General features: G+C 60.8%; 25 protein-coding genes. 14 read left to right on the top strand and 11 right to left on the bottom strand.

Annotation, left to right across the window (positions count from 1 at the left end; all coding sequences use genetic code 11):
• Nucleotides 1–112: 112 nt before the first annotated feature.
• A complete protein-coding gene (locus ACK59H_RS12950) occupies nt 113–1,090 on the bottom strand; it encodes an NADPH:quinone reductase (RefSeq protein ID WP_060479084.1) in 978 nt (325 codons plus the stop codon).
• Between the two features lie 135 nt (nt 1,091–1,225).
• Between ACK59H_RS12950 and hemF the strand changes: the two genes are divergently transcribed.
• Together hemF and aroE are read left to right on the top strand one after the other, a co-directional pair.
• Nucleotides 1,226–2,137 carry an oxygen-dependent coproporphyrinogen oxidase gene (hemF, locus tag ACK59H_RS12945; protein ID WP_060479083.1) on the top strand — a complete coding sequence of 304 codons (912 nt, stop codon included), beginning with the start codon at nt 1,226–1,228 and terminating at the stop codon, nt 2,135–2,137.
• Between the two features lie 25 nt (nt 2,138–2,162).
• A complete protein-coding gene (aroE, locus tag ACK59H_RS12940) occupies nt 2,163–2,987 on the top strand; it encodes a shikimate dehydrogenase (RefSeq protein ID WP_060479082.1) in 825 nt (274 codons plus the stop codon).
• A 117-nt stretch (nt 2,988–3,104) separates the two neighbouring features.
• Here the strand turns inward: aroE and choX are convergent, their stop codons facing one another.
• A complete protein-coding gene (gene choX / locus ACK59H_RS12935; RefSeq protein WP_060479081.1) occupies nt 3,105–4,028 on the bottom strand; it encodes a choline ABC transporter substrate-binding protein in 924 nt (307 codons plus the stop codon).
• 14 nt (nt 4,029–4,042) lie between these two features.
• Nucleotides 4,043–5,560, bottom strand: coding sequence for a choline-sulfatase (gene betC / locus ACK59H_RS12930; RefSeq protein WP_060479080.1), 1,518 nt, complete (start codon nt 5,558–5,560; stop codon nt 4,043–4,045).
• A gap of 108 nt (nt 5,561–5,668) precedes the next feature.
• Here betC and ACK59H_RS12925 point away from each other — a divergent pair, with 108 nt between their 5' ends.
• Both ACK59H_RS12925 and ACK59H_RS12920 read left to right on the top strand, forming a co-directional pair.
• Nucleotides 5,669–6,568 (top strand): choline sulfate utilization transcriptional regulator, encoded by a 900-nt coding sequence (locus ACK59H_RS12925; protein WP_060479079.1) that lies wholly within the window; start codon nt 5,669–5,671, stop codon nt 6,566–6,568.
• 23 nt (nt 6,569–6,591) lie between these two features.
• Nucleotides 6,592–6,924, top strand: a complete 333-nt coding sequence (locus ACK59H_RS12920; protein WP_409264478.1) for a DOPA 4,5-dioxygenase family protein — start codon at nt 6,592–6,594, stop codon at nt 6,922–6,924.
• 89 nt (nt 6,925–7,013) lie between these two features.
• Here the strand turns inward: ACK59H_RS12920 and trpA are convergent, their stop codons facing one another.
• Nucleotides 7,014–7,823 carry a tryptophan synthase subunit alpha gene (trpA, locus tag ACK59H_RS12915; RefSeq protein ID WP_207936757.1) on the bottom strand — a complete coding sequence of 270 codons (810 nt, stop codon included), beginning with the start codon at nt 7,821–7,823 and terminating at the stop codon, nt 7,014–7,016.
• Nucleotides 7,820–9,037, bottom strand: coding sequence for a tryptophan synthase subunit beta (trpB, locus tag ACK59H_RS12910; protein WP_186476090.1), 1,218 nt, complete (start codon nt 9,035–9,037; stop codon nt 7,820–7,822). The genes trpA and trpB overlap by 4 nt, the downstream gene beginning before the upstream one ends.
• Before the next feature lie 110 nt (nt 9,038–9,147).
• Here trpB and ACK59H_RS12905 point away from each other — a divergent pair, with 110 nt between their 5' ends.
• Nucleotides 9,148–10,044, top strand: coding sequence for a LysR family transcriptional regulator (locus ACK59H_RS12905; protein ID WP_060479075.1), 897 nt, complete (start codon nt 9,148–9,150; stop codon nt 10,042–10,044).
• Here the strand turns inward: ACK59H_RS12905 and ACK59H_RS12900 are convergent.
• Nucleotides 10,041–10,364 carry a YqjD family protein gene (locus tag ACK59H_RS12900; RefSeq protein ID WP_060479074.1) on the bottom strand — a complete coding sequence of 108 codons (324 nt, stop codon included), beginning with the start codon at nt 10,362–10,364 and terminating at the stop codon, nt 10,041–10,043. The two genes, ACK59H_RS12905 and ACK59H_RS12900, sit on opposite strands and share 4 nt — an antisense overlap.
• A gap of 149 nt (nt 10,365–10,513) precedes the next feature.
• Between ACK59H_RS12900 and ACK59H_RS12895 the strand changes: the two genes are divergently transcribed.
• Together ACK59H_RS12895 and ACK59H_RS12890 are read left to right on the top strand one after the other, a co-directional pair.
• Nucleotides 10,514–10,729, top strand: coding sequence for a dodecin (locus tag ACK59H_RS12895; protein ID WP_060479073.1), 216 nt, complete (start codon nt 10,514–10,516; stop codon nt 10,727–10,729).
• Nucleotides 10,730–10,832: 103 nt separating this feature from the next.
• Entirely contained in the window at nt 10,833–11,054 is a 222-nt protein-coding gene (locus ACK59H_RS12890; protein ID WP_060479072.1) for a DUF1161 domain-containing protein, read from the top strand.
• Between the two features lie 36 nt (nt 11,055–11,090).
• Here the strand turns inward: ACK59H_RS12890 and ACK59H_RS12885 are convergent, their stop codons facing one another.
• Nucleotides 11,091–12,095 (bottom strand): LLM class flavin-dependent oxidoreductase, encoded by a 1,005-nt coding sequence (locus ACK59H_RS12885; protein WP_060479071.1) that lies wholly within the window; start codon nt 12,093–12,095, stop codon nt 11,091–11,093.
• 154 nt (nt 12,096–12,249) lie between these two features.
• Here ACK59H_RS12885 and ACK59H_RS12880 point away from each other — a divergent pair, with 154 nt between their 5' ends.
• Both ACK59H_RS12880 and ACK59H_RS12875 read left to right on the top strand, forming a co-directional pair.
• On the top strand, nt 12,250–12,675 hold the full coding sequence (locus ACK59H_RS12880) for an OsmC family protein (protein ID WP_060479070.1): 426 nt from the start codon (nt 12,250–12,252) through the stop codon (nt 12,673–12,675).
• Between the two features lie 134 nt (nt 12,676–12,809).
• Entirely contained in the window at nt 12,810–13,043 is a 234-nt protein-coding gene (locus tag ACK59H_RS12875; protein WP_060479069.1) for a DUF1161 domain-containing protein, read from the top strand.
• A gap of 30 nt (nt 13,044–13,073) precedes the next feature.
• Here the strand turns inward: ACK59H_RS12875 and ACK59H_RS12870 are convergent, their stop codons facing one another.
• Both ACK59H_RS12870 and ACK59H_RS12865 read right to left on the bottom strand, forming a co-directional pair.
• Nucleotides 13,074–13,487 (bottom strand): hypothetical protein, encoded by a 414-nt coding sequence (locus ACK59H_RS12870; protein WP_060479068.1) that lies wholly within the window; start codon nt 13,485–13,487, stop codon nt 13,074–13,076.
• A 53-nt stretch (nt 13,488–13,540) separates the two neighbouring features.
• Entirely contained in the window at nt 13,541–13,954 is a 414-nt protein-coding gene (locus ACK59H_RS12865; protein ID WP_060479067.1) for a hypothetical protein, read from the bottom strand.
• 67 nt (nt 13,955–14,021) lie between these two features.
• Between ACK59H_RS12865 and ACK59H_RS12860 the strand changes: the two genes are divergently transcribed.
• Nucleotides 14,022–15,104 (top strand): aminopeptidase, encoded by a 1,083-nt coding sequence (locus ACK59H_RS12860; protein ID WP_060479066.1) that lies wholly within the window; start codon nt 14,022–14,024, stop codon nt 15,102–15,104.
• Between the two features lie 38 nt (nt 15,105–15,142).
• On the opposite strand, the gene ACK59H_RS12855 is transcribed toward ACK59H_RS12860, so the two are convergent.
• On the bottom strand, nt 15,143–15,793 hold the full coding sequence (locus tag ACK59H_RS12855; RefSeq protein ID WP_060479065.1) for an HAD family hydrolase: 651 nt from the start codon (nt 15,791–15,793) through the stop codon (nt 15,143–15,145).
• A 20-nt stretch (nt 15,794–15,813) separates the two neighbouring features.
• Nucleotides 15,814–16,362 (bottom strand): gamma carbonic anhydrase family protein, encoded by a 549-nt coding sequence (locus ACK59H_RS12850; RefSeq protein ID WP_060479064.1) that lies wholly within the window; start codon nt 16,360–16,362, stop codon nt 15,814–15,816.
• A 102-nt stretch (nt 16,363–16,464) separates the two neighbouring features.
• On the opposite strand from ACK59H_RS12850, the gene prlC reads away from it, so the two are divergent.
• From prlC to ACK59H_RS12830, 4 genes are all read left to right on the top strand, one after another.
• Nucleotides 16,465–18,516, top strand: a complete 2,052-nt coding sequence (prlC, locus tag ACK59H_RS12845) for an oligopeptidase A (RefSeq protein ID WP_060479063.1) — start codon at nt 16,465–16,467, stop codon at nt 18,514–18,516.
• Nucleotides 18,513–18,794 (top strand): YheV family putative zinc ribbon protein, encoded by a 282-nt coding sequence (locus tag ACK59H_RS12840; RefSeq protein ID WP_060479062.1) that lies wholly within the window; start codon nt 18,513–18,515, stop codon nt 18,792–18,794. The genes prlC and ACK59H_RS12840 overlap by 4 nt, the downstream gene beginning before the upstream one ends.
• An 86-nt stretch (nt 18,795–18,880) precedes the next feature.
• Nucleotides 18,881–19,939, top strand: coding sequence for a PA0069 family radical SAM protein (locus ACK59H_RS12835; RefSeq protein WP_060479061.1), 1,059 nt, complete (start codon nt 18,881–18,883; stop codon nt 19,937–19,939).
• Nucleotides 19,940–20,233: 294 nt separating this feature from the next.
• On the top strand, nt 20,234–20,953 hold the full coding sequence (locus ACK59H_RS12830) for a carbonic anhydrase (protein WP_060479060.1): 720 nt from the start codon (nt 20,234–20,236) through the stop codon (nt 20,951–20,953).
• Nucleotides 20,954–20,962 lie beyond the last annotated feature (9 nt).

Genomic DNA, 20,962 nt, shown 5'->3' with positions numbered 1-20,962 from the left:
CAAACGTAGGAGCGAGCGCAGCTCGCGATGCGCCGCGCGGGCGGCGCTCGATCTCACAGGCGCTGAAACCCCCAAGGCAGGCCCCTAAAAGCCCTACCCCAGTCTCACCCCCTCAAGGCAACAAAACCGTAGACCCCACCGTCCTACGGGCCGACAGCGCCTCTTGCGCCTTGGCCGCCTCGCTCAGCGCATACCGCTGCTGAATATCCACAACCAGCTTGCCACTGCCGATCATCGCAAACAGGTCATCGGCCATCGCCTGGGTGTTCTCGGCATTGTTTGCATAGGTCGCCAGGGTCGGCCGGGTGACATACAGCGAGCCTTTCTGCGACAGGATGCCCAGGTTCACGCCGCTCACCGCGCCTGAAGCATTGCCGAAGCTCACCATCAGCCCGCGAGGTTGCAGGCAGTCCAGCGAGGTCAGCCAGGTGTCGGCGCCGACGCCATCGTAAACCACCGGGCACTTTTTGCCATCGGTCAGCTCCAGCACGCGTTTGGCCACGTCTTCACGGCTGTAATCGATGGTTTCCCATGCCCCCAGCGCCTTGGCCCGCTCGGCCTTCTCGGCAGAGCTCACGATACCGATCAGCTTGGCGCCCAGGGCCTTGGCCCACTGGCACGCCAAGGAACCCACACCGCCTGCTGCGGCGTGGAACAGGATCACGTCACCCGGTTTGACCACATAGGTCTGTTTCAGCAGGTATTGCACGGTCAGCCCCTTGAGCATCACCGCTGCCGCCTGCTCGAAGCTGATATCGTCGGGCAGCTTGACCAGGTTGGCTTCCGGCAAGGTATGCACCTCGCTGTAAGCGCCAAGGGGGCCAGTGCCATAGGCCACCCGGTCACCCACTTTCAGCCGGGTCACGCCCTCGCCCACGGCCTCGACGACGCCAGCGGCCTCGGTGCCCAGGCCGCTGGGAAGGGACGGCGGGGAGTACAGCCCGCTGCGAAAATACGTGTCGATGAAGTTCAGGCCGATGGCATGGTTACGCACGCGTACCTGCTGGGGCCCCGGTGCAGCAGGTTCGAACTCCACAAGCTGCAACACCTCTGGGCCGCCATGCTGGCTGAACTGAATACGCTTGGCCATCTCGCACTCCTGTTGTCGGGAACGGGGAAAGGCCTTCTATCGGACGCCTTTGCTTGACCGCCGTCAACTGCGGCGGGCGCGCCGGGGGTGGTATGCTACGCGGCGAATTCTTCCCTGCCCGTTCCTGGTGACCTGATGACTAGCCGCACCGAGGCCGTGAAAGCCTACCTGCTCGATCTGCAAGACCGCATCTGCTCTGCCCTCGAAGCCGAAGACGGCGGCGCCCGCTTCGTCGAGGATGCCTGGGTGCGCGAAGCTGGGGGCGGCGGTCGCACGCGGGTGATCGGTGACGGCAAGTTGATCGAAAAAGGTGGGGTCAATTTTTCCCATGTGTTCGGCGCAGGCTTGCCGCCTTCAGCCAGCGCCCACCGCCCCGAGCTGGCGGGCCGGGGTTTCGAGGCCCTAGGTGTGTCATTGGTGATTCACCCGCATAACCCGCATGTGCCGACGTCTCACGCCAACGTACGTTTTTTCATTGCCGAAAAGGAAGGTGAAGAAGCGGTCTGGTGGTTTGGCGGCGGTTTCGATCTCACCCCGTACTACGGCCATGACGAGGACTGCATTCATTGGCACCGTGTTGCCGAACAGGCCTGTGCGCCATTCGGTGCTGATGTATACCCGCGTTACAAGGCCTGGTGCGACCGCTACTTCCACATCAAACACCGTGGCGAGCCACGTGGTATCGGCGGGCTGTTCTTCGATGACCTCAACGAATGGGACTTCGATACCTGTTTCGCTTTCCTGCGTGCCATTGGCGATGCCTATGTCGAGGCCTACCTGCCGATCGTTCAGCGCCGCAAGCACACGCCCTTCACGCCCCAGCAGCGCGAGTTCCAGGAGTACCGCCGTGGGCGCTATGTGGAATTCAACCTGGTTTACGACCGTGGCACCTTGTTCGGCCTGCAGTCAGGTGGGCGCACCGAATCCATTTTGATGTCGCTACCGCCGCAGGTGCGTTGGGGCTATGACTGGAAGGCGGCACCGGGCACCGAGGAGGCACGCCTGACTGACTACTTCCTTCAGGACCGCGACTGGCTTGGCCAGTAAGCCTGTGGATAAACAAGGAATCGAAATGGACCAGTATGTTGTCTTCGGTAACCCCATCGGTCATAGCAAGTCGCCGTTGATTCACCGCCTGTTCGCCGAACAGACCGGGCAGGACCTCGAATACGCCACGCTGCTGGCGCCACTGGACGAATTCAGCGATTGCGCACGTGGCTTCTTCAAGCAAGGCAGTGGCGCCAATGTGACCGTGCCGTTCAAGGAAGAAGCCTACCGCCTGTGCGACAGCCTCACCCCTCGTGCCCAGCGCGCAGGTGCTGTGAACACACTGAGCAAGCTGCCTGATGGCACGCTGCAAGGCGATAACACAGACGGTGCTGGGCTGGTCCGCGATCTGACGGTGAACGCAGGGGTGGAGTTGGGCGGCAAGCGTATCCTCATTCTGGGTGCTGGCGGCGCCGTACGCGGCGTGCTCGAACCTATCCTGGCCCATCAGCCGCAGTCGTTGGTGATTGCCAACCGTACGGTCGAGAAGGCCGAGCAGCTGGCGCGGGAGTTCGATGAACTGGGCCCGGTGGCGGCCAGCGGATTTGCCTGGTTGCAGGAGCCGGTGGATGTGATCATCAATGCCACCTCGGCTAGCCTGGCCGGTGAATTGCCGCCGATCGCCGACAGCCTCGTCAAGGCGGGCCGCACGGTGTGCTACGACATGATGTATGGCAAAGAGCCGACCCCCTTCTGCCAATGGGCCGCGACGTTGGGGGCTGCCAAGGTTCTGGATGGTTTGGGCATGCTGGCTGAGCAGGCGGCTGAAGCGTTCTTCATCTGGCGTGGCGTGCGACCGGATACGGCGCCGGTCCTTGCAGAGCTCCGCCGGCAACTCGCTCGCGGCTGACAGTTCCGGGCTTTACTTAATCCTTGAGGGGGCGGATTCACCGACGTTGTGTCCAGCGCGGTAATTAGCACCGTTTGCGCCGGTGTTGCCCCCACGGAGGAATAGCTGGGTTGGGTATCACAGCGTGGCTTTTACAGCCTCCAGGGCATTGCCATCGGCTTTGGTGGTCACCCCCGATAACCACCCTTGCAACCGTTCGGGGTGTTGCTTCACCCAAGCCTTGGCCGCTTCATCGAAGCTGATTTTCTTGTCCACCACCTCGGCCATGATGGCGTTCTCCATGTCCAGGGTGAAGTTCAGATTCGCCAGCACTTTGGCCGCGTTCGGGCAGGCCTGTGAATAACCCTTGCGGGTCAGGGTGAATACCTCGCCCTTGCTGCCGAACCACTTCTCGCCGCCCGTCAGGTAATGCATCTTGAGCTTTACGTTCATCGGATGCGGGGTCCAGCCGAGGAAGGCGATGAACTGTTGTTTTTTCACAGCACGGTCCACTTGGGCCAGCATTGCCTGTTCGCTGGACTCCACCAGCTTCCATTGGCCCAGATCGAATTCGTTCTTGTCGATGATTTCCTTGAGTGACAGGTTCGCCGGCGCGCCAGAGCCGATGCCATAGAGCTTCTTGTCGAACTGGTCGGCGTGCTTTTGCAGATCGGCGAAATCTTTCACCCCGGCATTCCACACATAGTCCGGCACTGCCAGAGTGAACTCTGTGCCCTCCAGGTTGCGCGACAGTCGCTGCACATCACCATTGGCGATGAACTTGTCGTGAAAGCCCTGCTGTGCCGGCATCCAGTTGCCCAGGAAAGCGTCGATACGGCCATCCTTGAGGCCGCCATAGATGATCGGGACGGCCAGGCTGTCGATCTTCACCTGGTAACCCAGGCCTTCCAACAGCAGGCGGGCCACGGCGTTGGTCGAAGCGATGTCGCTCCAGCCGGGGTCGGCCAGTTTGACCGTGCTGCATTGCGCGTCGGGGTCAGCGGCTTGAGCCGCTGTGGTGGTCAGGGCTAGTGCGAATACGGCGGTAGCGATCTTGTGCATGGCGGCCTCTGTGTTCAATCCATGGGGGCGGGCTGTGGATAACGTGCCTTGCGCTCGAGGTCATCGAGATCGATATGGTTGCGCATGTACTGTTGGCTGGCGTCCACCCAGGGTTGATGGTCCCAGCTGTTCAGCTTGCCGATGGCCAGCGCCTCGGCCACCAGGCGGCGGCGGCGTTGGCTGGCCAGCACTTGTTGGCGCAGGGTAGCGATATCCCAGCGTTGGCGTGCTTCATCGACGAATGCCTGCAGCAGTGCCTGGTGGTCAGGGCTGCCGGTGAGGTTCTCCCGTTCGTGCGGGTCGCGGCTCAGGTCATAGAGTAGGCAGGGGTCATCTTCGCTGTACACGAATTTATGCGGCCCCCGGCGGATCATCATCAGCGGGCCGACGGTACCTTCGGCCATGTATTCACCGATCACCTCGTCGTGGCCGCCCTGCCCTTGAAGATGACCAAGCAATGAGCGGCCGTCCAAGTGCAGTTGGTTATCCACAGCGCCACCCGCCAGTTCGACCAAGGTTGGCAGCAGGTCGCAGGTCGAAACCGAGGCGCTGACGCGGCGGGCGGCAAAGCGTTTCGGCGCGTGTACCAGTAGCGGAACGCGGGCCGACATCTCGAACCAGTGCATCTTGTACCAGAGCCCGCGCTCGCCAAGCATATCGCCATGGTCACCCGAGAAGACGATCAGGGTGTCCTCGGCAAGGTCGCACTCTTCCAGCGTTTGCAGCAGTTGGCCGATATTGTCATCGATGTAGCTGCAAGCGCCGAAATAGGCACGCCGAGCATCGCGAATCTTTTCCACAGGCAGTGGTTTGTTCCAGAGGTCATAGACCTTGAGCAGGCGCTGAGAATGAGGGTCAAGTGCCTCCTGATTGAACTCCGTGCGGGGCATGGGAATATCCACATCTGCGTAGCGATCCCAATAGCGTTTGGGGATGGTGTATGGATCATGTGGATGGGTCATCGATACCGTCAGGCAGAACGGACGGCCATCATTCTCGCGCACATGGTCATACAGATACTGGCGGGCCTTGAACAGCACTTCCTCGTCGAAATCCAGCTGATTGGTGCGCACGCACGGCCCGGCCTGGAGCACCGAAGACATGTTGTGGTACCAAGTTGGGCGCACATCAGGCTCATCCCAGTTCACCGCCCAGCCATAGTCGGCTGGATAGATATCGCTGGTCAGACGTTCCTCGTAACCATGCAACTGGTCGGGGCCGCAGAAGTGCATTTTGCCCGACAGGGCTGTGCGATAGCCTAAGCGGCGCAGGTAGTGCGCATAGGTCGGCACGTCGGCGGGGAAGTCGGCTGCGTTGTCGTAGGCACCAATGCGGCTGGGCAGCTGGCCGCTGACCAGCGTGAAGCGCGATGGCGCGCACAAAGGGCTGTTGCAATACGCCGAATCGAACACCACCGCATCTTGGGCCAGGCGGCTCAGGTGCGGCATCTGGATGGCTGAAGGGCCATAGATCGGCAGTAACGGGGCGGCCATCTGGTCGGCCATGATGAACAGGATATTCGGGCGTGTCATGAAGGCTCCCATCGTAGAGAATTATGCGAAACGCTTGCCTATCACGATGCGACTGTGGGTAATTTGGGTAAAGCCCATGGCGGGCAATGACTGGGATTAGCCACACTTATGTTTGAGCGCCTTGCTGAACTGTCGCTGGATTCCCTGCGGGTATTTGAGGCTGCCGCACGCTTGCGCAGTTTCACCGCCGCCGCCCTGGCCCTAGGCACTACCCAACCGGCTGTGAGCCAGCAGATAAAGCGGCTGGAAGAACAACTGGGCACGCGCCTGTTCGATCGCATCTACCGGGGTATCGAGCTGACCGAAGCCGGTCAGATGCTTTTCGAGCAGGTCCACCAAGGCTTACAGGCCATGGAGGATGGCATCGCCCAGGCCAGCGGTCGCGGGCAGCGCGAGGTGCTTCAGGTAGCCACTGACTTCGCTTTTGCGGCTTTCTGGCTGATGCCCCGGCTGCAGCGCTTTCACGAGGCTTATCCACAGGTGGACGTGAGCTTGGTGACCGGCGAGCGCAGCCAGGGGATGCTGCGCCCGGATATCGATGTGGCGATACTGTTCGGCGATGGGCGCTTTCACCAAGGTGAGAGCCGCTGGCTGTTCGACGAAGAGGTATTCCCGGTTTGCAGCCCTCGGCTGATTCATGGCAAACCCTTGTCAACCGCGGCTTTGCAACGGCTGCCCCTGCTGCATTTGAAAGGTGAACAGGCCAGCCGCTGGTTCGACTGGGCCGGCGTCTTTCGGGGGCTGGGCGTCGAGGCGGCACCACCGCCGGGCCAATTGCGTTTCGATAACTACACGCTGCTGATCCAGGCGGCGATTGCGGGCCAAGGAGTAGCCATCGGTTGGCGGCACTTGGTCGATGGCTTGGTGGATCAGGGTTTGCTATGCCGGCCTATGGAGGGCAGCCTGAAGTCGCGGCGGGGCTATCATGTGGTATTGCCGCCGCGTAAACGGCGCGGGGTATTGATCGAGCGTTTCGTCGACTGGCTGGAGCATGAGCGCACTGGCTGATTGCAGGGTTTTCAGGAGTCAACGTGCAAAGAATCAAGGGCTATCACGCCCATATCTACTACGATGCGTCCACCTTCGAGCAGGCACGTGAGCTGTGCGAAGAGGCGGCGCGGCTGTTTCCCGTGAGCATGGGGCGCATGCATCAGAAACCGGTCGGGCCGCACCCGGACTGGAGCTGCCAGCTGGCTTTCGAGCCGGAATTCGTAGGGGTCGTGTTGCCTTGGCTGGCGCTGTATCGCAAGGGGCTTGTGGTATTTCTGCATCCGCTGACTGGCGATGAGCTGGCCGATCATCGCGATCATGCGATCTGGATGGGTGCCGTGAGGCCTTTGAATCTATCGATATTCGCGGGCTAGCTTGTGCAGAGTTGTTGGCGAGTTAACCTGCGCCCACTGTAACCGCGCTGGCTGCTTCGCAGGTGAACCCGTGAAGCAGCCAGCACGATTTAGCGGCGTGCGCCGCGCACGCCTTCGGCCAGTGCCGAGCAAAGGCTCAGTACATCGCTCACTGCCTGATCGGCGTCTTTGGCCTGGGCAATCTTGTCGACCAGCGCCGAACCCACCACCACACCATCGGCCAGACGGGCGATTGCAGCAGCCTGCTCTGGCGTACGGATCCCGAAACCGACACTGATCGGCAGGTCGGTATGCCGACGCAGGCGGGCGATGGCCTCGGTCACGTGCTCGGTGGTGGCCGAGCCTGCACCCGTTACACCGGCCACCGAGACGTAGTAGACGAACCCGGAGCTGCGCTCCAGTACCCGCGGCAGACGCGCGTCATCGGTGGTCGGGGTGGTCAGGCGGATGAAATCGATGCCGGCCGCCTGGGCCGGCGTGGCCAATTCGGCGTCGTGCTCAGGTGGCAGGTCGACGATGATCAAGCCATCGACACCCGCTTCTCTGGCTTGGGCGACGAAGTTATCCACACCGAAGCGGTGAATGGGGTTGTAGTAACCCATCAGCACGATAGGTGTGGTGTGGTTATCCACACGGAATTCGCGAACCATCTGCAGGGTTTTGGCCAGGGTCTGGCCAGCTTCCAGAGCACGCAGGGTGGCAAGCTGGATGGCAACGCCGTCGGCCATGGGGTCGGTGAACGGCATACCCAGTTCGATGACATCGGCGCCGGCTGCCGGCAGACCTTTGAGGATCTGCAGCGATGCCGCGTAGCCAGGGTCGCCAGCCGTGACGAAGGTGACCAGCGCGGAGCGGCCTTCGGCCTTCAGTTCGGCGAAGCGTTGTTCAAGACGGCTCATGCCTGTTTCTCCTGGGCTGCCATGTGGTTCATCACGGTTTGCATGTCTTTGTCGCCGCGGCCGGACAGGCAGATCACCATCAGGTGGTCCTTAGGCAGGCCGGGTGCCCGCTTGATGGCTTCGGCCAGGGCGTGGGCGCTTTCCAGCGCTGGAATGATGCCTTCAAGACGGCAGGTGGCGTGGAATGCATCCAGCGCTTCGTCGTCGGTGATGCTGACGTACTCCACGCGCTTCACTTCGTGCAGGTAGGCGTGCTCAGGGCCAATGCCTGGGTAGTCGAGGCCGGCGGAAATCGAGTGGGCGTCGGTGATCTGGCCGTCGTTGTCCTGCAACAGGTAGGTACGGTTGCCGTGCAATACGCCTGGAACGCCGCCGTTGAGGCTGGCTGCGTGTTTGTCGGTATCGACACCGTGGCCGCCGGCTTCCACGCCGATGATCTGCACGCTTGGCTCTTCAAGGAATTCATGGAACAGGCCCATGGCATTGGAGCCGCCGCCAACACAGGCGATCAGGCTATCTGGCAGGCGGCCTTCCTTTTCTTGCAACTGGGCGCGGGTTTCCTTGCCGATGATCGACTGGAAGTCGCGGACCATGGCCGGATACGGGTGCGGGCCGGCTACGGTGCCGATCAGGTAGAAGGTGTCGTCGACATTGGTGACCCAGTCACGCAACGCCTCGTTCATGGCGTCCTTGAGGGTACCGGTGCCGGCGGTCACTGGCACGATTTCGGCACCCAGCAGCTTCATGCGGAACACGTTGGCCTGCTGGCGCTCGATGTCGGTGGCCCCCATGTAAATCACGCAAGGCAGGCCAAAACGCGCGGCCACGGTGGCCGTCGCCACGCCGTGCATGCCGGCGCCGGTCTCGGCGATCAGGCGCTTCTTGCCCATGCGTTTGGCCAACAGCACCTGGCCAATGCAATTGTTCACCTTGTGCGCGCCGGTGTGGTTGAGCTCTTCACGTTTGAAGAAAATCTTGGCGCCGCCGCAGTGCTCGGTCAGGCGCTCAGCGAAGTACAAAGGGTTCGGGCGGCCGATGTAGTCGCGCTGAAAGTACGCCAGGTCTTCGAGGAACTTAGGGTCGGCCTTGGCTGCTTCGTATTCGCGGGCCAAGTCCAGCACCAGTGGCATCAGGGTTTCAGCCACATAGCGGCCGCCGAACGAGCCGAACAGGCCGTTGGCGTCGGGGCCGGGACGGTATTGGGACTGGGTCATGGGGCGCTCCAAGGCGTGATGAATGAGTGATGGGCTTTACTCTAACCACGCCAAGCCCGGTTGAAAACCGATAAGATTGCGCAAACTTGTCAGGAAAACTCACAGGTATCATGGCCCACGACCTCCCTCCCCTCAACGCCCTCAGGGCTTTCGAAGCCACTGCCAGGCTCAACAGCGTCAGCCAGGCGGCCGAAGCGCTGCATGTTACTCATGGGGCCGTGAGCCGGCAGATCAAAGTGCTTGAAGAGCATTTGGGCGTGGCACTGTTCGTCAAGGACGGGCGGGGCATCAAACTCACAGATGCCGGGTTGCGTCTGCGAGACGCCAGCGCGGAGGCGTTCGACCGGCTGCGCAGTGTGTGTGCGCAGTTGAATCGCGATCTGAGCCAGGCACCGTTCGTTTTGGGTTGCTCTGGCAGCCTTTTGGCCCGCTGGTTCATACCCCGCTTGGGGCGGTTGAACGCTGAGTTGCCTGAATTACGCTTGCACCTTTCGGCGGGTGAAGGCGATCTGGATCCACGTCGGCCCGGTCTCGATGCGCTTTTGGTATATGCCGAACCGCCATGGCCGGCAGATATGCAAGTCCATGTGCTCGTTCAGGAGCGCATAGGCCCGGTGCTGAGCCCGCACTTTACTGGTTTTGAGCGCCTGCGCGCTGCGCCTGCCGAGGCGCTGCTCAGTGAGGCCTTGCTGCATACCACTTCCAGACCACAGGCGTGGCCGACATGGGCAGCTGATCAGGGGCTCCGGGCTGAGGCTCTGAATTACGGCCAGGGGTTCGAGCACCTGTATTATTTGCTCGAAGCCGCGGTTGCCGGCTTGGGCGTGGCAATAGCGCCGCAGCCATTGGTCGCTGATGACCTGCAAGCGGGGCGCTTGAGCGCACCTTGGGGCTTTTCGCCAACCCCTGCCGCGCTGGCGCTGTGGGTGCCCAGGCGCGCCGCTGACGGGCGCGCCGAGCAATTGGCGCAGTGGCTACGTGCCGAACTCGCCAGGCAGAACGCTTAGTTGCGCTTGCACAGCAGGTACGCCGCCAGCAGGCCCAGTGCGCCGATGGCTACGCCTGCGGTGGTGTACGGGTGCTCTTGGGCATAGTCGCGGGTTGCGATGCCGGTCTGGCGGGTACGCTCCTTGACCTCCTCATAAGCATCGCTGATCAGGCTGCGCGAATGGCGCAGTGCACTTTCAGCGCTGCTGCGCATTGCCTTCACTGATTTTTGGGTTTCCTCAGAGGCGTCGTGCTTCAGGCTCTCCAGGCTTTTCAGGAGGCTTTCGATCTCCGCTTCCATGCTCTCCAGGGATTTTTTACGCAGCGAGTTGCGGTGCATGTTGACTCTCCTTCGCAGTATGGGCTCTAAGAAATGCGACTACTGGGCTTGGGGAAAGTGCGATCGAACTTTAGCGAGCAGTCACCGCTCGCAGGTAAACCAGGCCTGCGCTGCTAGGCTGAATTTCACCGTCCCCCAAGGAGAGTGCCATGTCCGATCATCACACCTACAAAAAGACCGAGCTGGTAGGTTCGTCCCAGACCAGCATCGAAGACGCGATCAACAATGCCCTGGCCGAAGCCGGCAAGAGCATCAAGCATATGGAGTGGTTCGAGGTCGTCGAAACCCGTGGCCATATCCGCGACAACAAGGTTGAGCATTTTCAGGTCACGCTGAAAGTCGGCTTCCGTATCGCCAATAGCTGAAACATGACCGCTCTGGCACAGCCGGGCGTGATGGCGTTATAACTCTGGAGAGCGCCCAAGCGGCGTTCTTCAAGCTTTCTCATCTGTACAAGGAATGCAATCGATGAAGAAACTGATGTTTGCGGTAGGCTTGATGGCAGTGGCGAGCGGTGCGATGGCGGCTGGTAAACCCTGTGAAGAGCTCAAGGCTGAGATTGCCCAAAAGCTCGACGCCAAGGGTGTTCAAGGCTACACCCTGGAGGTCGTGCAGAAGGGTGAGGTCAACGGCAAAGTGATTGGCAGCTGCGAAGGCGGTAGTAAGGAAATTGTTTACCGCCGTAATTGATGCGGGCCTTCTTCGCGGGGCCACCCGCGAAGAGCGTCACTGCGCCTTGAGCGCTTGCGCTAGCAGCTCATAGGACCGAACACGGTCTGCATGTTCGTACAGATCACAGGTGAAGATCAGCTCATCCGCGCCGGTCTGTTCTAGCAGTACCTCTACCTTGGCTCTGACCTTCTGCGGGCTGCCGATCATCGCAAGGCCCAGGAAGCTCCCCACGGCATCGCGTTCATGGGGCAGCCACAGGCCATCCATGCTCGGCACAGGGGGCTTTTGCATCAGGCTCTGGCCACGGATCAACGCCAGGATGCGTTGGTAGACCGAGGTAGCCAGGTGTTCTGCCTTCTCGTCAGTCTGCGCCACTACCATAGGAATGCCCAGCATCACATAGGGCTTGGCCAGCGTTGTCGATGGCTTGAAGTGGTCGCGATAAATGCGGATCGCCTCATGCATGTAGCGTGGCGCGAAGTGCGAGGCGAAGGCGTAGGGCATGCCGCGCATGCCGGCCAATTGTGCGCTGAACAGGCTGGAGCCGAGCAGCCACATGGGCACCTCGGTGTCATGCCCTGGTACAGCGATCACTTTCTGATCATCGGTACGCGGGCCCAGATAGCGTGACAGCTCCTCGACGTCATCGGGGAAGTCGTCGGCGCTCCCTGCGCGGTCACGGCGCAGGGCATAGGCGGTCATCTGATCGGAACCCGGCGCGCGGCCCAGGCCAAGGTCGATCCGCCCTGGATACAGGCTGGCCAAGGTACCGAACTGCTCGGCGATTACAAGCGGCGCGTGGTTGGGCAGCATGATCCCGCCTGAACCGACGCGAATGGTCGATGTGCCGCCTGCCAAGTAGCCAAGCAAAACCGAAGTGGCCGAACTGGCGATGCCGTCCATGTTGTGATGTTCGGCTACCCAGAAACGGTTGTAGCCGAACTTTTCAACATGGCGGGCAAGGTCCAGAGAATTGCGCAGTGCTTGCGCCGGGCCTTGGTCGGCGCGCACTGGCACCAGGTCGAGGGTTGAAATTTTCAGGTCACGCAACTGCGTCATCGGAGCCTCCGCAATAGTGGTTGGCCCGAAGGCCCTAAGAACTCTGTATGGGCAGATTCGACAGAATCAATGCTCGCTGGGCAATTGCGCTGAACTTGCAGCCGGGCAGCACCCTCGTAGATGTAGGTACATAACCCTTGAAACCGGAGGCATCATGAAAAAGACAGCATCGGCGATTTGGCAAGGTGGCCTGAAGGATGGCAAAGGCCTGCTTTCTACCGAAAGTGGGGCGCTCAAGCAGAACCCGTATGGATTCAACACCCGCTTCGAAGGGTCGCCCGGCACCAACCCGGAAGAGCTCATCGGCGCGGCCCATGCAGGCTGCTTCTCGATGGCGCTGTCGATGATGCTGGGTGAAGCGGGCTTTACTCCAGAGCGTATCGATACCATTGCCGAAGTCACCCTGGACAAGCAGTCAGACGGCTTTGCCATTACAGCCGTTCACCTGATTCTCAAGGCCAAGGTACCTGGGGCAAGTCAGGAGCAGTTTATTGAAATTGCCAACAAGGCCAAAGCGGGTTGCCCGGTGTCCAAGGTGCTAAACGCCGACATCAGCCTGGATGCTTCATTGGTTGGATAAGGCCCGGGTGATGCGTGCTACTTGATGACGCTGCACATCTGGCTGTTCACACTGGCATGAAGCGGCGAAACAGGGACGCTTTGCTGTAGTCTAAACAGCGTCGGCAGCTCAGCTGCCTAGCCAGGAGCTGTTCCATGATTCGCGTAGCAATCGCCCTATTGGCTTCGCTTTTGGCCACTTCTGCATTGGCGGCGGTAAAACCGTGCGAAGAACTCAAGAACGAAATCGAAGCCAAGATCCAGGCCCAGGGCGTGACCTCCTACACCCTGGAGATCGTACCCAACAGTGAGGTCAAGGATCCGAACATGATCGTTGGCACTTGCCAGGGTGGTACGAAAAAGATCATTTACCAGAAAAATGATCGATAAATAGCTGGGGCCGCAACGCGGCCCCAGTTTTCATGGGATGCAGAATACGTCGCTCGGTTCGTCGACCAATACCTTGCGGCTAGCATCGTACAGCAGCACCTGCGGCTCCATTACCGGTGCGCGGGCTTCGAGGCGATAACGCTGGCCGGCCTTGAAGTCGTCATAACGCACAGTCAGATAGCACGTCCGATCCCTGGGTTGGGTCATCGTGCCACCGGCATATATCTCGTAATCGAAGCGCACAACCAGTTCGTGCTTGCCAGGCGACACCTGAAAGAAGCGGCCATCGTCAAGGCGTTGGCCGTCGAGGCGGTCGGCCATGATGACTCGGCCGGGTGTCATGGTATAGAGCTCGATCCAGGCCTGCTTCGGATCGGCCGGCGGCAAGGGGCTGGCGCAGGCTCCCAATGCAGTCAGGGCAATCAGCATCATGGGCTGGCGCATGGCAACACTCCACTGGCAATACTCAGTTACAAGCATAGCGCCGTTCGTGCACTTCAGGTGCGTTGGCAACCGGCTGGTAGGCCTTGGCTCACCAGTTTCTGCTGGTGGTCATAGAGCTTGATCCAGGGGCGAAAGCCAATGCTGCCGGCTTGTAACTGGTAGCGCTGGCCTGCACTGAAATCCTTGAATGTCAGTTTGACCCGGCAATCGCGCCACAAAGGCTCCTCGACCGGGCCGATATTGCTCGGCGCTACTGGAAACTGGTAACGCACGGTTAGCTCGTGGCTGCCGGGTTGGACCTCGAAATAGCGGCTGTCGGCCCAATCGCGCTGGTCAACCTGTGCTGCGTCGAGGGACGTTTCGCCGTATGGGGTAAGGTCGACCCAGGCGAGGTTAGGGTCCGGGTCCGGCAGTGTCGAGCAAGCGCTAATCAGCAGCAGTGGGGCGGTGAGCAGTAGAGCACGCATGGCGAAACTCCCCCTTGGCGAGATAGTCTTGGAGCGCATTGGCCTTGAGCGAGTTGGATAACCTCAGATGCATTTCTCTGTTCTTTTCAAGCGCTCAGGCCCCGGGCCACTCGACCGCTTTTTCAGCTGTTTGGTTCCTTTGCTGGGGGCTTTTCTGCTAAGCGGTTGCTCCAGCTTGGGTTACTACAGTCAGCTCGCACAAGGCCAGTGGCAGTTACTGCAGGCGCGTCAGCCTGTGGAGCAGGTGATAGCTGACCCGGCCAGCAGCCCTCGCTTGCGAGCACGTCTTGCTCATGCCGAACAGGCCCGGGCATTTGCCAGCGAGCGGTTGAAACTGCCAGATAACCGTAGCTATCGGCTTTATGCCGACCTACAGCGCCCATACGTCGTATGGAACGTATTCGCCACCCCGGAACTGTCGCTGCAACCGGTGACGCATTGTTTTCCCATCGCCGGTTGCGTCGCTTACCGCGGTTATTACCGCCAAGGGGCCGCACGCGGAGAGGCGGCGCTAATGCGCCAGCAGGGCCTGGACGTATACGTGAGCGGGGTTGAAGCCTACTCGACCCTGGGCTGGTTCGATGACCCGATTCTGTCGTCGATGGTGGCTTGGGGGGATGAACGGCTTGCTACGCTGATCTTCCATGAACTGGCCCACCAGCGCTTTTATGTGCAGGACGACACGGCATTCAACGAATCGTTTGCCACTTTTGTGGAACGTGAGGGCTCGCGGCAATGGCGCGTAGCGCGCGGGTTGGCGCCGCTTGGCACGGCGCAGTTGCAGCAGCGTGAGCAGTTTACCCGGCTGGTGCTGACCAGCCGCGAGCGGTTGCAGGCAATCTACGCAGCGCCCCTGGACGATGCGCACAAGCGTGTGGCCAAGCAGGCCGAGTTCGAGCGTTTACGGGCCCTGTACAAGCAGGTGCGCGACAGCCAGTGGGGCGGCGATAAGCGATACGACGCATGGATCTATGGGCCGTTGAGCAATGCCAAGTTATTGCCGTTTGGACTTTATGATCAGTGGGTGCCCGCGTTCGAGCGGCTATTTCATGAGGTGGGTGGGGATTGGCCGCAATTTTATCGACGGGTCGAGGAGCTTGGGCATTTGCCCGCAGCAGACAGGAAGGCGGCGTTACAGCGTTTGATGTGAACCCAGGATTCTGGGGCTGCATCACAGCCCCACAGTCATCAGGGCCGAGTCAAAGCCTGGTGCAGTTCGGCCAGTGTGGCGAAGTGGAAGGCTGGCGCCTCGGCGGCGAGTTCTGCCTGGCTGCCGAACCCATAGCCCACGGCCACCGCCTGGAGGCCGTTGCTGCGGGCACCGATCAGGTCATGCTTGCGGTCCCCGATCATCAGCGTCTGGGTAGGGTCCAGCCGTTCTTCGTCCAGAATATGGCGAATCAGCTCGACCTTGTTGGTGCGGGTGCCATCGAGCTCGCTGCCATAGATCACCTTGAAATGGTGGTCGAAGGCAAAGTGCCTGGCAATTTCCCGGGCGAACTTCCAGGGTTTTGAAGTCGCGATGTACAGCGTTCTGCCCTGCCCCGTCAGGTCTTCGAGCAGTGCTGGCACCCCTTCGAACACAAGGTTTTCGTAAAGGCCGGTGACACTGAAACGCTCGCGATAGAAATTCACCGCTTCCCAGGCCTTGGCTTCATCGAAGCCGTAGAACTGCATGAAGGCTTGTAGCAGTGGCGGGCCAATGAAGTGCTCCAGTCGCGTGAGGTCGGGTTCGTCGATGCCAAGTTTGGCCAAGGCATACTGAATCGAGCGGGTGATGCCCAAACGCGGGTCGGTCAACGTGCCGTCGAGGTCGAAAAGGATGTTCTGCTGGTGCATGTTCGTCTCGTGAGTCGGGTTCATTCCGGTTGGTCGTAGCCTTCGGCCAGGTGCTGGTCCTTGAGCTTGACGTAGTTGCCGGCGCTGTAGGGGAAGAAGGCGCGCTCCTGATCGCTCAGCAGCCTGACCTGCTTGACCGGGCTGCCCATGTACAGGTAGCCGCTGACCAGACGCTTGCCGGGCGGTACCAGGCTACCGGCGCCGATGATCACTTCGTCTTCGACGATGGCGCCATCCATGATGGTGCTGCCCATGCCGACCAGGATGCGGTTGCCCAACGTGCAGCCATGCAGCATGACCTTATGGCCGATGGTGACCTCGTCACCGATGATCAGCGGGAACCCGTCAGGGTTGAACGGCCCTGCATGGGTGATGTGCAGCACGCTGGCGTCCTGCACGCTGGTGCGCGCGCCAATGCGGATGCGGTGCATATCGCCACGGATCACCGTCAGCGGCCAGACAGAGCTGTCCTCGCCGATTTCCACATCGCCCAGAACCACCGCCGAGCGGTCGACGAATGCCCTGGGTCCCACTTTCGGAGTGTGTTGCTGGAAGCTGCGGATGGCCATGATAGCGTCTCTCATCTGTGCCGATAGGCAGGCTGCTTGCTGCGGTCGGCGTCGATTGTAATTAAGATGGGGTAGTGTTTCTTCTGCCAAGGTATCCGAACCGTGAGTGCGAACAACCCACTTCTGCAGTCCTACGATCTGCCGCCCTTCTCGCAAATCCGTGCCGAACACGTGTTGCCGGCGATCGAAGCGATCCTGGCCGACAACCGAAAAGCCATTGCCCAGATCCTCGAACAGCAGGGCAATAACCCTAGCTGGGCTGGCCTGGTACTGGCCATGGACGAACTGAACGACCGCCTGGGCGCTGCCTGGAGCCCGGTCAGCCACCTCAATGCGGTGTGCAACAGCGCCCAATTGCGCGAGGCTTACGAGTCCTGTCTGCCAGCGCTGAGCGCCTACTCTACCGAACTGGGCCAGAACCGCGCGCTGTTCGACGCCTATCAGGCGTTGGCCAACAGCCCTGAAGCAGCAAATTTCGACGTGGCGCAGAAGACCATCCTCGACCACGCCCTGCGAGACTTCCGCCTGTCGGGCATCGACTTGCCGGCCGACAAGCAGCAGCGCTATGCCCAGGTGCAGAGCAAGCTCAGCGAGCTGGGCAGCCGTTTTTCCAACCAACTGCTCGATGCCACTCAGGCCTGGACCAAGCACATTACCGACGAGGCCGCGCTGGCCGGGCTGACCGACTCGGCCAAGGCGCAGATGGCCGCTGCGGCGCAGGCCAAGGGGCTAGACGGCTGGCTGATTACCTTGGAATTCCCCAGCTACTACGCGGTGATGACCTACGCCAGCGACCGCGCCCTGCGTGAAGAACTGTACGCTGCGTACTGCACCCGTGCGTCTGACCAGGGGCCTAATGCTGGGCAGTTCGATAATGGCCCGGTAATGCAGCAGATCCTCGACTTGCGCCAGGAACTGGCCGAGCTGCTGGGCTACCAAAACTACGCCGAGCTTAGCCTGGCGACCAAGATGGCCGAGTCCAGCGATCAGGTGCTGAGCTTTCTGCGGGACCTGGCCAAGCGTTCCAAGCCGTTCGCCGCTCAGGACCTGGAGCAGCTCAAGGCCTACGCCGCCGAGCAGGGTTGCCCGGAGCTGGCCAGTTGGGATGCCGGGTACTTTGGCGAAAAGCTTCGTGAGCAGCGTTACAGTGTGTCCCAGGAAGCTCTGCGCGCCTACTTCCCGATCGACAAGGTGCTCGGCGGGCTGTTCAGCATCGTCCAGCGCCTGTACGGCATCGAAATCACCGAGCTCAAAGGCTTCGACACCTGGCACCCCGATGTGCGCCTGTTCGAAATCAAAGAAAACGGCCAGCACGTTGGCCGCTTCTTCTTCGACCTCTACGCCCGCGCCAACAAACGCGGGGGGGCGTGGATGGACGGTGCCCGTGACCGTCGCCGCACAGCGGCTGGCGCGCTGCAAAGCCCGGTGGCTAACCTTGTGTGCAACTTCACCCCGGCCAGCCCTGGCAAGCCTGCATTGCTGACCCATGATGAGGTCACCACCCTGTTCCACGAGTTCGGCCATGGCCTGCATCATATGCTGACCCGTATCGAACATGCTGGGGTGTCCGGCATCAACGGCGTGGCCTGGGATGCGGTAGAGTTGCCGAGCCAGTTCATGGAAAACTGGTGCTGGGAGCCAGAAGGGCTGGCGCTGATTTCCGGCCACTATGAAACCGGTGCAGCCCTGCCCCAGGACCTGCTCGACAAGATGCTGGCGGCGAAGAACTTCCAATCCGGAATGATGATGGTGCGGCAGCTGGAGTTTTCGCTGTTCGACTTCGAACTGCACGCCAGCCATGGCGACGGCCGCAGTGTGCTGCAGGTGCTCGAAGGGGTCCGTGATGAGGTCTCGGTGATGCGCCCGCCAGCGTACAATCGGTTTCCCAACAGTTTCGCGCATATCTTCGCTGGTGGTTACGCGGCGGGCTACTACAGCTACAAGTGGGCTGAAGTGCTGTCGGCCGACGCGTTTTCGCGCTTTGAGGAAGAGGGTGTGCTCAATGCCGATACCGGCCGAGCGTTCCGCGAAGCGATCCTGGCTCGCGGCGGCTCGCGCGCACCCATGGAGCTGTTCGTCGACTTCCGGGGCCGTGAGCCTTCCATCGATGCGTTGCTGCGCCACAGTGGCTTGACCGAAGCCGCTGCGGCATGAGTGAGGTGGTTGTGAACAAGACCAAGAAGCGCTTCATCGCCGGGGCGGTGTGCCCGGCGTGCAGCGAGCCCGACAAGCTGATGATGTGGAACGAAGATGACGTACCGCACCGTGAGTGCGTGGCCTGCGGCTTCACCGATACCCTTAATGAGCAGGGCCTTTCAGTTCCCAAGGAGCTGGGCACGCGGGTCAATCACCTGGCACCAAAAGCTGCGCCGGCCAAGGTCCAGACCGTGCAGTTCTTCCCTAATCCCAAGCTGAAGAAGCCTACCGAATAGGGTTGTACCGCAGCGCTCTGACCAGAGGTGCTGGAGCACTCACGCCAACTTCGATACTGTGTATGCATACAGTAAAGGATGAGGCGATGAGTACTCCAGCAGCGCAAAAGGGTCGTGGCACCTCGTACAACCCCGACAATCGCTTTGCCCCAAGCCGTAGCGTGGCCGAGGATGATGGCTGGTACCAGGAAGTGCCGCTGACCCAGGGTACGCAAGTCCGGGTCGAGCTCGCCAAATCGGTCATCAGCCGCAACTCCTCCCCCGACTTGCCCTTCGACCGCTCCATCAACCCTTACCGCGGTTGCGAACACGGTTGTATCTATTGTTACGCCCGCCCCTCCCACGCCTATTGGGACCTGTCGCCCGGCCTGGATTTCGAGACCAAGCTGATCGCCAAGACCAATGCAGCTGAGGTGCTTGCGCAGCAATTGAGCAAGCCAGGGTATGCCTGCGCGCCCATCAACCTGGGCTCCAATACCGACCCCTACCAGCCGATCGAACGCGAGCAGCAGGTGACCCGGCGGCTGCTCGAAGTGCTGCTGCGTTTTCGTCATCCGGTGACCATCGTGACCAAAGGTTCGCTGGTGCTCCGCGACCTTGACCTGTTGGCTGAGTTGGCCAGCCAGCGCCTGGCCAGGGTGATGATCAGCCTGACCACACTGGATGACGACCTGAAACGTGTGCTGGAGCCGCGCGCGGCCTCACCAAAGGCCCGACTGCGAGCCATCCGCGTGCTGCGCGGTGCCGGGGTGCCGGTGGGGGTGCTGTGTTCACCGATGATACCGATGGTCAACGACAGTGAACTGGAGCGCCTTCTTGAGGCGGCCAAGGAGGCTGGCGCACAAAGCGCGGCGTACATGATGCTGCGCTTGCCACTGGAGGTGGCACCCTTGTTCGAGCAGTGGCTGCAGGACCATTACCCGCAACGGGCCAACCATGTACTGAGCCTGATCCGTCAGAGCCGTGGCGGTGAACTGTACGACAGCAGGTTCGGTGCGCGGATGCGCGGTGAGGGCGTGTTTGCCGAGTTGCTCGCTCAGCGCTTTGCCAAAGCCATGAAGCGCTTGGACTTTGCGGGGCGGGAAACGCAAACGCTGGATTGTTCGGCATTCTGTCCACCTGGTGGGCAGATGGCTCTGTTCTGAGCGGGTCAGCCATAAGGTGCCACCCCCGAATGGGGCTCATGCAACCAAATAATCTGGGTAATCCCTCTTGGCAGTTGATGCTTTTTTGCTATTATTCAGTTCCCCCCTTTTCGATCTGGAACGCCCGTTCTAGAGCCCTCGAATTAAGTTTCAGTTAAGTTTTCCCCGCTAGCGTAGGAATCCAGCCAAAGCAGACTGTGATTTATCGCTCGTGCGTGTCATCTAAATCTGCGCATAGCCAGAATCTTTCACCGGTAAAATGGATTTACCTACACACCGCCAAGAGGATGAATCATGCCCGTCAAGGACCCATCCAAGGTCGTTCCGCAAGCCCCCGCGGAGAGCGCCGATGCCGCTCTGAAGCACATCGTCGACGGCTTCCTGCGTTTTCACCATGACGTGTTCCCCGAACAGCAAGAGCTGTTCAAAAAGCTTGCCACTGCGCAAACCCCACGCGCGATGTTCATCACCTGTGCCGACTCGCGCATCGTCCCCGAATTGATCACTCAAAGCTCGCCAGGCGATTTGTTCGTGACGCGTAACGTCGGTAACGTGGTACCGCCCTATGGGCAGATGAACGGCGGCGTTTCCAGCGCCATCGAGTACGCTGTGTCTGCGCTCAAAGTGCACCACATCATCATTTGCGGGCACTCGGACTGTGGTGCCATGCGCGCAGTGCTCAACCCGCAGTCGTTGGCCAAGATGCCAACCGTCTCCGCCTGGTTGCGCCACGCCGAAGTGGCCCGCACCGTGGTGGAAAACAACTGCTCGTGCGGCAGTGAGCACGAAACCATGCAGGTACTGACCAAGGAAAACGTGATCGCCCAGTTGCATCACCTGCGCACCCACCCGTCGGTTGCCTCGCGCTTGGCAGCCGGTGAGCTGTACATCCACGGCTGGGTGTACGACATCGAGACCAGCAAGATCGAAGCCTACGACGCTGCCAGCGACAGCTTCATGCCGTTGACTGCCGGCGAATCGATCCCCTGCGCCACGCCGAGAGGCCGCTACTAAGCGACCCGT

This window comes from Pseudomonas sp. KCJK9000, from assembly GCF_046230725.1.
GTDB classification, from domain to species: Bacteria; Pseudomonadota; Gammaproteobacteria; order Pseudomonadales; family Pseudomonadaceae; genus Aquipseudomonas; species Aquipseudomonas promysalinigenes.
The sequence above is the reverse complement of the archived record's forward strand: the minus strand, read 5'-3'. Positions and strand labels throughout refer to the sequence as shown.